The following is an 11,453-nucleotide window of genomic DNA, read 5'->3' as shown; positions in this document are numbered from 1 at the left end:
GCCTGATTGACCGAAACCCACCCTGACCCGGTGGGTTTTTCTTGCCTGGGTTTAACCCAAGCTTGATCCTTGGTCGCTTGAAAGCAGGAGGCCCCATGTTGCTCGAACGCGCGTTAACCGAAAGCGATATCCCGTTGCTGGCAAGCATCGACCGCACGGAACTGATCCATGAGTGCTATCGCCTGGAGGGTGGCGAGTTGGTGTTATACCCCGACCACCACGACATGCGCGGCTGGCCTGAAGGCGAGGCGCAGCAGGACGCCGTGGCGCTGCTCGCCTGCCTCAGGCGGGGCGGGTGGTTGTGGGGCGTGTTCGACGGGCCGACCCTGGCGGCGGCGGTGGTGGTGGACAACCACCCACTTCACATCCAGGACCTGGTGATGCGGCAATTGAAGTTCCTGCACGTCAGCCACGCCGCGCGGGGGGTGGGGCTAGGTGGACGTTTATTCAACCTGGCCTGCGAGCACGGCCGGCAGGTCGGGGCCGACGCGCTGTATGTGTCCGCCACCGAATCACGCAACACCGTGGACTTCTATCGACGCCATGGCTGCCGGTTGCTGGCACGCCCCGACCCTGAATTGTTGGCGCAGGAGCCGCACGACATCCACCTGTATCGATCGTTGTGTGGGAAAACGCTGTAGGTATTTGTTACTTAAGCGATTTATTTAAGTTAATACTCTAAAAAAATCCCACACGTGAGCAGATTGTTTCTACGCTTAGGGTAAGTCTGATTTCTGGCCCAGAGAGTCAGGCTGTTGGTTCCGCGAAGGTCTTGCGCCTCACGGAAGGCAGGCGATGGGCACCAGGAGTCTTAGATCGATATCAGGAGAAGCAGTCCATGGCCAAATCCAATGGTGTTGCGGGTGCGGTGGTGAGTTTTCTGACCCGCAGGATGTCTTTGCGTGGCAGCCGGTTGAGTTCGGACGAAGCCGAATTGCTGGCGCAGTATCGCGCCCTGACCGAAAGCGATCAGGTGGCGATGCGGTACTTGATTGGGGCGATGAAAAGCGTGTCGCGGTTCTGAGCCGATCGTTCCCACGCTCCGCGTGGGAACGCATCCCGTGACGCTCCGCGTCATCTCGCACAGGCCTCAAACGTTGCATGAGTGGCGGGGCGCGGAGCGTCCCAGGCGGCATTCCCACGCAGAGCGTGGGAACGATCAGATGGCCGGTATCAGCTGTACTTGCGCGCCTCTGGCGCAGGCGGGAAGTACTGGTACAGCCAGGTTTCACTCAAGGTGCGGTCCTGAGTACGGATAAACAAGCGCAGTTCTACCGGCTCCACGCTGTCGCTGGTCGGGTACCAGTCGAACAGAATGCGATAGCCCTTGATGTTGTCGAGCACCAGCACGCTGAAGTCTTTGACCTCACCGTGGGAACAGGTCACCACCGGTTCGATGCCGGTGCCGGCGGGCAGGCGATCGAGGCCGCCGCCTTTGAAGTCCACGGCAAACCGACGGGCCCACACTTCGGGGTAATGCTCGCCCGGTGCCCAGCCTTCGGTGAAACCGCCCATGCCGGAACGGGTGGCGTCGACTTGCGCCAACGGCGTGCTCACAGGTGGCAATGCGCTCCAGTACAGCTTGTAGCCATAGTTGAGCGAGTCGCCGGCAGCCACGGGCTTTTTCGGGGTCCAGAAGGCCACGATGTTGTCGAGGGTTTCGCCGGTGGTCGGGATTTCCAGCAGGTCGATCGAGCCTTCGCCCCAGGCCGTCGTCGGTTCCACCCACAGGCTCGGGCGCTTGCTGTACCAGTCCACGGTGTCCTGGTAGCTGGCGAACTCATGGTCGGTCTGCACCAGGCCGAAGCCTTTCGGGTCGGTATCGGCGAACGCGTTGAATTGCAGCTTGGCCGGGTTGTTCAGCGGGCGGCAAATCCACTCGCCGTTGCCGCGCCACATCGCCAGGCGATCCGAGTCGTGGATTTGCGGGTGGATGGTGTCGCACATGCGGCGCTCGTGGGTGCCGCAGCTGAACATGCTGGTCATCGGTGCGATGCCCAGTTGCTCGATGGTGGTGCGTGCGTTGATATTTGCGTCGATGGCCATCACCACCTGACTGGCCTGGCAATCGATGTCAAAGCGGTAGGCACCGGTGGCGCTTGGCGAGTCGAGCAGGGCGTAGACCACAAAGCGCGTGGCGTCCTTGGCCGGGGTTTCGAACCAGAACTGGGTGAAGTCGGGGAATTCCTCGCGCTTTTTCGCGTAGGTATCAATCGCCAGGCCGCGTGCGGACAGACCGTACTGGCCGGTGGAATCCACTGCGCGGAAGTAGCTGGCGCCGAGAAATGACAGCACGTCATGGCGATCCAGCTCCGGCGCCTTGAACAGCTTGAAGCCGGAGAAACCCAAGTCGCCGGTCAACTGCTTGGTGTCGACCGTGGTCTTTTCATAGTTGAACAGCGACGGGCGGAAATGCACCTCGCGCGCCTCGCGGGTCTTGGGGTCGACGCTGTGCATGCGCACCGGCGTCTTGAACCCCATGCCGACGTGGAAAAACTGCACGTCGAGCTGGCCGTTCAATTCCTTCCACAACGAATGGTTGCCGTCGTAGCCGATGGCATTGAAATTCTGCGGTGTCATGGTCGCCAGGGTCGGCGGCAGCACCTGCTTGGTGTCTTTGTACGCGGTGCCGGCGAGCTGTTTGGCCTGGGCTTTGAGCGTTTCAAAATCAAACGCCACGGCCTTGCCATCGGCGGCACGGTTGCCGGCCCAGGCCTGCGCAGCGAGCAGGCCGCTGGCCGATAAACCGGTGTAAGCCGCAATGGCCATGGACGCTTTGAGCAAATTCCTGCGGTGCATAGAGACAACCTGTCGTGAGCAAATCCCGCGCCTTTCCTGGCACGTAGCGGATCAGAAATAACGGTTCGGACATGCCTTCGGCCAAACGCAACGGACTATAAACAGACGCCGGATAGCTTAAGCGGTTCGGTGACGTAGGAAAATTGATTGATTGCGGCGTGATGGCGTTGCATGTGAAACAAGACGTTTCCAGGATTGGCCGGCTACGTTACAACTCGAAGCACTCTAGACATGGGCTTTTTGGCACTAAGTTTTACGCTGGGGGCCTATTGGTCCTACAAACCCAAGTGCCTGGAGGCTGCGAATGAATACCCGTGGATTGCTCGATCAGTTGCTCAAATCTGGCCAGGACATGCTGCAGAAAAAGGCGGGTGGCCAGCCAAAGTCAGACGACAAGGGCGCCCTCGGCGGGCTGCTCGGCAGTGGCGGCCTTGGCAGCCTGCTCGGTGGTGCAGGTGGCGGCGCCCTGGCAGCAGGGGCGATGGGGTTGCTGCTGGGGAATAAGAAGGCGCGCAAATTCGGCGGCAAGGCCCTGACTTACGGCGGCCTGGCGGCGTTGGGCGTGATTGCCTACAAGGCGTACGGCAATTGGCAGGCGCAGCAGGCCAACGCGCCCCAGGGTGAGCCCCAAACCATCGACCGCCTGCCACCGGCCCAGGTCGAGCAGCACAGCCAGGGCATTCTTAAAGCGCTGGTCGCGGCAGCCAAGGCCGACGGGCATGTGGACGAGCGCGAACGCGCGCTGATCGAAGGCGAGTTCACCAAGCTGGACAATGACCGCGAGCTGCAAAGCTGGCTGCACGCCGAACTCAACAAACCCCTGGACCCGGCCGATGTGGCGCGCGCGGCAGGCACCCCGGAAATGGCCGCCGAGATGTACATCGCCAGCGTGATGCTGGTGGACGAAGAGAACTTTATGGAAAAGGCCTATCTGGATGAGTTGGCGCGCCAGCTGAAACTGGAACCCGGCTTAAAGGCCGAGCTGGAAAAACAGGTGCGGCTCAACCAATAACCACCGTCGCTACGCCGATCAAAATGTGGGAGCGGGCTTGCTCGCGAATGCGGTGTCTCAGTCCCAAATACGTTGACTGACACTCCGCATTCGCGAGCAAGCCCGCTCCCACATCTGCTTTATATGATCACTGCATCAAAACCCATTGATAAATGAGGCTATAGGCTCAGCTATACTCCCCTCCATTTGAATGGCCCTTCGAGGAAATACTGTGAAGAACTGGACCTTGCGCCAACGGATTTTGGCGAGCTTTGCGGTCATTATCGCGATCATGCTGTTAATGGTTGTGGTCTCTTATTCACGGTTGCTGAAAATCGAGGGCAGCGAAACGGCTGTCCGTGATGATGCGGTGCCGGGGGTTTACCTCAGCTCGATGATCCGCAGCGCCTGGGTCGACAGTTACCTGCAAACCCTGGAATTGCTCGGCCTGCGTGACGACAAGGGGCTGACCGACGCCGACAAGGCCGATTTCAAATCCTTCGAAGGGCGCATCCTGGCGCAGATGGCCAACTACCAGGCAACCATCAATGGTCGCGATGACCAAGCCGAATTCGACAAATTCGAAGCCATGCACCAGGCCTATAACAAGAGCCTGGCCACCGTGCTCGACGCCCTGCAGCGCAATGACCTGGCCGCCGCGCGCAAGGAGTTCAACACCAACCTGACGCCCGCCTGGACGGCAGGCCGCATGAAGCTCAACGACATCATTACCGAAAACAAAGACGTCGCCGACCGTGCAACCACGGCGATTGATGACGCGGTGTCGGCGGCAAAAGTCAGCATGTTCGTGTCGCTGGCCCTGGCCATCCTTGCCGCTGGCCTGTGTGGCCTGCTGCTGATGCGCGCCATCATGGCGCCGATGCAGCGTATCGTGGCGATCCTCGGCACCATGCGTGACGGCGACCTGAGCAAGCGTTTGAACCTGGAGCGCAAGGACGAATTCGGCGCCGTCGAAACCGGCTTCAACGACATGATGACCGAGCTGACCGCCCTGGTGTCCCAGGCCCAGCGTTCGTCGGTGCAGGTGACCACCTCGGTCACCGAGATTGCCGCCACCTCCAAGCAGCAGCAGGCCACCGCCACCGAAACGGCCGCCACCACCACCGAGATCGGCGCCACCTCGCGCGAGATCGCGGCAACGTCCAAGGACCTGGTGCGCACCATGACCGAAGTGTCCACCGCCGCCGACCAGGCGTCGGTTGCCGCCGGTTCCGGCCAGCAAGGCCTGGCGCGCATGGAAGAAACCATGCACTCGGTGATGGGCGCGGCTGACTTGGTCAACGCCAAGCTGGCGATCCTCAACGAAAAGGCCGGCAACATCAACCAAGTGGTGGTGACCATCGTCAAGGTCGCCGACCAGACCAACCTGTTGTCGCTCAATGCCGCCATCGAGGCCGAGAAGGCCGGTGAATACGGGCGCGGGTTTGCCGTGGTCGCCACCGAAGTACGGCGCCTGGCCGACCAGACTGCCGTGGCCACCTACGACATCGAGCAAATGGTGCGCGAGATCCAGTCGGCGGTATCGGCAGGCGTGATGGGCATGGACAAGTTCTCCGAAGAAGTGCGCCGTGGCATGTTCGAAGTGCAGCAAGTCGGCGAGCAGTTGTCGCAGATCATCCATCAGGTGCAGGCCCTGGCGCCGCGGGTGTTGATGGTCAACGAAGGCATGCAGGCCCAGGCCACCGGTGCCGAGCAGATCAACCACGCACTGGTGCAACTGGGTGATGCCAGCAGCCAGACCGTGGAATCCCTGCGCCAGGCCAGCTTTGCCATTGATGAACTGAGCCAGGTTGCGGTCGGTCTGCGCAGCGGCGTGTCGCGTTTCAAAGTCTGATGAGCGACCTCGCGGCTAAACGCGGCGCCGTTCCGGCAGCGAAAAAGGCGTTGTTTCTGGTGTTCCACATCGGCGGCGAGCGCTTTGCCCTCAAGGCGACGGAAGTCGCCGAGGTGCTGCCGCGCCTGCCGCTCAAACCCATCGCCCATGCACCCGTTTGGGTGGCAGGGATCTTTGCCCACCGTGGCGCGCTGGTGCCGGTGATCGACCTGTGTGCGCTGACGTTCGGCACCCCGGCCCAGGCGCGCACCAGCACGCGGCTGGTGTTGGTCAACTACCAGCCGCAGCCGTGGGTTGAAGCGCGCTGGCTGGGCCTCATCCTTGAACAAGCCACCGACACCCTGCGGTGCGGCCTTGAGGAATTCCAGCCTTATGGGCTGGACAACCGCGAGGCGCCTTACCTGGGGCTGGTGCGTGAAGATGCCCTGGGCTTGATGCAGTGGATTGGCGTCAACGAGTTGCTCACCGAACCGGTGCGCACCTTGTTGTTTTCTGCCGAGCTGAGCGTATGAGCAACGACCCGCGCTTCTTTGCCTTCTTAAAGGAACGCATTGGCCTGGACGTCGCCTCGGTGGGCGAGGCGATTATCGAGCGCGCGGTGCGCCAGCGCAGCCAGGTCACGCAGGCGCAGACGCCGCAGGCTTACTGGCAGCACCTGATGAGCTCCGACGATGAGCAGCAAGCGCTGATCGAAGCGGTGATCGTGCCCGAGACCTGGTTTTTTCGTTACCCCGAATCCTTTGCGACCCTGGCGCGCCTGGCCAAAGCGCGCCTGGCCGAGATCAAGCAGATGCGCGCGCTGCGTATTCTGAGCCTGCCGTGTTCGACCGGCGAAGAGCCTTACTCAATCGCCATGGCCTTGCTCGATGCGGGCCTGGCGCCGCACCAGTTCAAGGTGCAGGGCATGGACGTCAGCCCGCTGTCGGTAGAGCGCGCCAAGCGCGGGGTGTATGGCAAGAATTCGTTTCGCGGCAGCGATATCGAATTTCGTGAGCGCCATTTCACCGAAGAGCCGGACGGTTATCGCATCGCCGACCGGGTGCGCGAACAAGTGCGCCTGAACGTCGGCAACCTGCTCGACCCGGGCCTGCTGGCGAATGAGCCGACCTACGACTTCGTGTTCTGCCGCAACTTGCTGATCTATTTTGACCAGCCGACCCAGAAGCAAGTCTTTGACGTGCTCAAGGGCTTGACCCACGTCGACGGTGTGCTGTTTATCGGCCCGGCTGAAGGCAGCCTGCTGGGGCGCCATGGCATGCGCTCGATTGGCGTGCCGCAATCTTTTGCCTTCAGCCGGCATGTCGAGCCGGTCAAGCCCGAGCCGGTGTTTGTGCCGATGCCCGCGCCCGCGCCGCAGCGCAGTGCGGCGCCGATTGCGCCCAAACCGCGCCCGTTCAGCACCGTGAGTGCTCACATAGTACCGATCAAGGCGCCGATCAGGGCGCCGCACACCGATGCCGGCGACTTGCTCAGCCGCATCGCCACGCTGGCCAACGAAGGCAAAAGTGCCGAGGCCCGCGCCGCCTGCGAACAGTATTTGAGTAACCACCCGCCGGCGGCCCAGGTGTTTTACTGGCTGGGCCTGCTCAGTGATGTGGCCGGCAGTGCCCTGGAAGCCCAGGGCTATTATCGAAAAGCCTTGTACCTGGAACCGCAGCACCCGCAGGCCTTGATGCACCTGGCCGCGTTGCTCGAGTCCCAGGGCGACAGTGCGGGGGCGCGCCGCTTGCAAGCGCGGGCCGCGCGTAGCCAGCGAGCTGACAGTGAGTCCAAACCATGAGTAGCACCGACGCGCTCGACACTGCAGGCCTGGACTTGACCCTGGCCGATACCCAAGCCATCGACGACTGCTGGAACCGCATCGGCATCCACGGCGACAAATCCTGCCCGTTGCTGGCGGAGCATATTCATTGCCGCAACTGCTCGGTGTATTCCGCCGCCGCCACGCGCTTGCTCGACCGCTATGCCTTGCAACAGGACGACCGCCGTCCGCAGGCGGCCACGGAGGTCGACAGCGATGTCGTCACGCGCTCGCTGTTGATGTTCCGGCTCGGCGAAGAATGGCTGGGCATCGCCACCCGTTGCCTGGTGGAAGTGGCGCCGCTGCAACCGATCCACTCACTGCCGCACCAACGCTCGCGGGCGTTGCTCGGCGTGGCCAATGTGCGCGGCGCCTTGGTGGCGTGCCTGTCGTTGGTCGAGCTGCTGGGGCTGGACGCTACCAGCAACGCCCCCAGCGGCGGGCGCGTGATGCCGCGCATGTTGATCATCGCCGCGCAGGATGGCCCGGTCGTGGTGCCGGTGGATGAAGTCGACGGTATCCATGCCATTGATGAGCGCACCTTGAGCGCCGCATCGGCCTCCGGCACCCAGGCCAGCGCGCGCTTCACCCAGGGCGTATTGCAGTGGAAAGGCCGCAGCCTGCGCTGGCTGGATGAGGCGCAATTGTTGTCCGCCGTGACCCGGAGCCTCACATGACCCCCGACCAGATGCGCGATGCCTCGCTGCTGGAACTGTTCAGCCTGGAAGCCGACGCGCAGACCCAAGTGCTGAGCGCCGGTTTGCTGGCCCTGGAACGCAACCCGACCCAGGCCGACCAGTTGGAAGCCTGCATGCGCGCCGCGCACTCGCTCAAGGGCGCGGCGCGGATTGTCGGGGTGGACGCCGGGGTCAGCGTGGCCCACGTCATGGAGGATTGCCTGGTCAGCGCCCAGGAAAGCCGCCTGTACCTGCAACCTGAACATATTGACGCCTTGCTGCAAGGCACCGACCTGCTGATGCGCATCGCCACGCCGGGCAATGACGTCGGCCCGGCGGACATCGAAGGCTATGTGGCACTGATGGAGCGCCTGCTTGATCCGTCGCAGCCGACGGCCAATGTCGCGCCGCCGTCAACGCCAGCGCCACCGCCGGTACATGCTCCGGCGCCTGTCGTCGAAGAACCGCCGCCGGAGCCCGAACCCGCGCCGCCGGTCACCAGCGAAATGCCGCGCCAGAATAAACGCATGACCGAAGGCGGTGAGCGTGTGTTGCGGGTCACCGCCGAGCGCTTGAACAGCCTGCTCGACCTGTCGAGTAAGTCCCTGGTGGAAACCCAGCGGCTCAAGCCTTACCTGGCGAGCATGCAGCGCCTCAAGCGTATTCAAAGCCAGAGCGCGCGCGCCTTGGACACCTTGGACGGGCAGCTCAAGACCCTGGATTTGAACCTCGAAGCCCAGGAAGCCTTGGCCGACACACGCCGCCTGTTAAGCGAAGCCCAGGCGCTGCTGGCGGAAAAAACCGCCGAGCTGGATGAGTTCGGCTGGCAGGCCGGGCAGCGCGCCCAGGTGCTGTACGACACCGCGCTGGCGTGCCGCATGCGCCCGTTTGCCGATGTGCTCGCCGGGCAGGTGCGCATGGTGCGTGACCTGGGCCGCAGCCTGGGCAAACAAGTGCGCCTGGAGATCGAAGGCGAGAAGACGCAAGTCGACCGCGACGTGCTGGAAAAACTTGAGGCACCGCTTACGCATTTATTGCGCAATGCGGTCGACCACGGCATCGAAATGCCCGAGCAGCGCCTGCTGGCGGGTAAGCCGGCTGAAGGCCTGATCCGCCTGCGCGCGTCTCACCAGGCGGGTTTGCTCGTGCTGGAGTTGAGCGACGACGGCAATGGCGTCGACCTGGAGCGCCTGCGCGGCACCATCGTCGACCGGCACCTGTCACCGCTGGAAACCGCCCTGCGCCTGAGTGAAGAGGAACTGCTGACGTTCCTGTTCCTGCCGGGTTTCAGCCTGCGCGACAAGGTCACCGAAGTGTCCGGGCGCGGCGTCGGCCTGGACGCGGTGCAACATATGGTTCGCCAACTGCGCGGTGCGGTGGTGCTGGAGCAGACGGCGGGGCAGGGCAGCCGCTTCCATCTGGAGGTGCCGCTGACGCTGTCGGTGGTGCGCAGCCTGGTGGTGGAAGTTGGCGAAGAAGCCTACGCGTTCCCGCTGGCGCACATCGAACGCATGTGCGACCTGGCGCCGGACGACATTGTGCAACTGGAGGGCCGCCAGCATTTCTGGCACGAAGGTCGCCACGTCGGCCTGGTCGCGGCCAGCCAGTTGCTGCAGCGCCCGGCCGGGCAGAGCAACGAAGAAACCCTGAAAGTGGTGGTGATCCGCGAGCGTGATGCGATCTATGGCATTGCGGTGGAGCGCTTTATCGGCGAGCGCACCTTGGTGGTGTTGCCGCTGGATGATCGCCTGGGCAAGGTCCAGGATATTTCTGCCGGTGCGTTGCTGGATGACGGCTCGGTGGTGTTGATCGTCGACGTTGAAGACATGCTGCGTTCGGTCGACAAGCTGCTCAATACCGGCCGCCTGGAACGCATCGCCCGGCGCAGCCAGCAGGCCACCGAAGCGCCGCGCAAACGCGTGCTGGTGGTGGATGATTCGCTCACCGTGCGTGAGCTGCAACGCAAATTGTTACTTAATCGCGGTTATGAAGTGGCTGTCGCGGTCGATGGCATGGACGGCTGGAACGCGTTGCGCTCCGAAGACTTCGACCTGCTCATCACTGACATTGATATGCCTCGTATGGACGGTATTGAATTGGTCACACTCTTGCGTCGTGATAGTCGCCTGCAATCGTTGCCGGTGATGGTGGTGTCGTACAAGGATCGCGAAGAAGACCGGCGTCGTGGACTGGACGCCGGCGCCGACTATTATTTAGCTAAAGCCAGTTTCCATGACGATGCCCTGCTGGACGCCGTGGTGGAACTGATTGGAGGCGCACGGGCATGAGGATTGCGATCGTCAATGACATGCCCATGGCCGTCGAGGCCTTGCGCCGCGCCTTGAGTTTTGAACCCGCGCACGAAGTGGTGTGGGTGGCCAGCAATGGCCTGGAAGCCGTGCAGCACTGCGCCGAAGTGACGCCGGACCTGATTCTGATGGACCTGATCATGCCGGTGATGGACGGCGTAGAAGCCACGCGGCGGATCATGGCCGAGACGCCGTGCCCGATCGTGATCGTCACCGTAGACCGCCAGGCCAATGTCAGCCGCGTGTTCGAAGCCATGGGCCACGGCGCGCTGGACGTGGTGGACACGCCGGCGCTGGGCGTCGGCAACGCCAAGGACGCGGCGGCGCCGTTGCTGCGCAAAATCCTCAATATTGGCTGGCTGGTTGGCCAGCGCGGCAGCCGCGTACGCACCGAAACCGCGCCCCAGCGCAGCACCGGCAAGCGCCAGAGCCTGGTGGCGATTGGTTCCTCGGCTGGCGGGCCGGCTGCCCTGGAAAGCCTGCTCAAGGGTTTGCCACGGGACTTTCCCGCGGCCATCGTGCTGGTGCAGCATGTGGACCAGGTGTTCGCCGCCGGCATGGCCGAGTGGCTGAGCAGCGCGTCCGGCCTGCCGGTGCGCCTGGCGCGCGAGGGCGAGCCGCCACAAAGTGGCGTGGTTTTGCTGGCCGGCACCAACCACCATATTCGCCTGTTGAAAAATGGCACGCTAGCCTATACCGCAGAGCCGGTGAACGAGATTTACCGGCCGTCCATCGACGTGTTTTTTGAAAGCGTCGCCAGCCATTGGAACGGCGACGCCGTCGGCGTATTGCTGACCGGCATGGGGCGCGACGGCGCCCAGGGGCTCAAATTGCTGCGTGAACAAGGATATTTGACCATCGCCCAGGACCAGCAGAGTTCGGCGGTGTATGGCATGCCCAAAGCGGCGGCGGCCATTGATGCCGCTGTTGAAATTCGCCCACTGGACAGAATTGCGCCCCGATTGCTGGAGGTCTTTGCAAAATGATCAAAGCCTCCCGCAGTGCCGGCTTGCAGGACAGT

General features: G+C 62.9%; 10 protein-coding genes. 9 read left to right on the top strand and 1 reads right to left on the bottom strand.

Translation table 11 applies throughout. The annotated features are described in order from the left end of the window. The first annotated feature begins 95 nt into the window (after positions 1-95). Together HX783_RS06080 and HX783_RS06075 are read left to right on the top strand one after the other, a co-directional pair. Entirely contained in the window at positions 96-641 is a 546-nt protein-coding gene (locus tag HX783_RS06080; protein WP_177016295.1) for a GNAT family N-acetyltransferase, read from the top strand. 197 nt (positions 642-838) lie between these two features. After that, positions 839-1,024, top strand: coding sequence for a hypothetical protein (locus tag HX783_RS06075; RefSeq protein WP_159954610.1), 186 nt, complete (start codon positions 839-841; stop codon positions 1,022-1,024). 149 nt (positions 1,025-1,173) lie between these two features. Here HX783_RS06075 and HX783_RS06070 read toward each other — a convergent pair whose 3' ends face one another. Further along, positions 1,174-2,799 (bottom strand): glucan biosynthesis protein D, encoded by a 1,626-nt coding sequence (locus HX783_RS06070; RefSeq protein ID WP_177016294.1) that lies wholly within the window; start codon positions 2,797-2,799, stop codon positions 1,174-1,176. Between the two features lie 304 nt (positions 2,800-3,103). Here HX783_RS06070 and HX783_RS06065 point away from each other — a divergent pair, with 304 nt between their 5' ends. The 7 genes from HX783_RS06065 (at position 3,104) to HX783_RS06035 (ending at position 11,418) form a co-directional block, all read left to right on the top strand. Beyond that, entirely contained in the window at positions 3,104-3,811 is a 708-nt protein-coding gene (locus tag HX783_RS06065) for a tellurite resistance TerB family protein (protein ID WP_177016293.1), read from the top strand. Between the two features lie 211 nt (positions 3,812-4,022). Then, on the top strand, positions 4,023-5,645 hold the full coding sequence (locus tag HX783_RS06060) for a methyl-accepting chemotaxis protein (RefSeq protein ID WP_177016292.1): 1,623 nt from the start codon (positions 4,023-4,025) through the stop codon (positions 5,643-5,645). Further along, positions 5,645-6,157 carry a chemotaxis protein CheW gene (locus HX783_RS06055; RefSeq protein ID WP_159954614.1) on the top strand — a complete coding sequence of 171 codons (513 nt, stop codon included), beginning with the start codon at positions 5,645-5,647 and terminating at the stop codon, positions 6,155-6,157. The genes HX783_RS06060 and HX783_RS06055 overlap by 1 nt, the downstream gene beginning before the upstream one ends. Continuing rightward, positions 6,154-7,425, top strand: coding sequence for a protein-glutamate O-methyltransferase CheR (locus HX783_RS06050; protein ID WP_177016291.1), 1,272 nt, complete (start codon positions 6,154-6,156; stop codon positions 7,423-7,425). The genes HX783_RS06055 and HX783_RS06050 overlap by 4 nt, the downstream gene beginning before the upstream one ends. Beyond that, a complete protein-coding gene (locus HX783_RS06045; RefSeq protein WP_177016290.1) occupies positions 7,422-8,123 on the top strand; it encodes a chemotaxis protein CheW in 702 nt (233 codons plus the stop codon). Before HX783_RS06050 ends, HX783_RS06045 begins: the two co-directional genes overlap by 4 nt. Further along, entirely contained in the window at positions 8,120-10,411 is a 2,292-nt protein-coding gene (locus HX783_RS06040) for a hybrid sensor histidine kinase/response regulator (RefSeq protein ID WP_177016289.1), read from the top strand. Before HX783_RS06045 ends, HX783_RS06040 begins: the two co-directional genes overlap by 4 nt. Continuing rightward, the gene (locus HX783_RS06035) at positions 10,408-11,418 is read left to right on the top strand and encodes a chemotaxis response regulator protein-glutamate methylesterase (RefSeq protein ID WP_159954618.1); all 1,011 of its coding nucleotides are present in this window, start codon (positions 10,408-10,410) and stop codon (positions 11,416-11,418) included. Before HX783_RS06040 ends, HX783_RS06035 begins: the two co-directional genes overlap by 4 nt. Positions 11,419-11,453: the final 35 nt, after the last annotated feature.

Source organism: Pseudomonas sp. D2002 (assembly GCF_013385735.1).
GTDB lineage: Bacteria > Pseudomonadota > Gammaproteobacteria > Pseudomonadales > Pseudomonadaceae > Aquipseudomonas.
The sequence above is the reverse complement of the archived record's forward strand: the minus strand, read 5'-3'. Positions and strand labels throughout refer to the sequence as shown.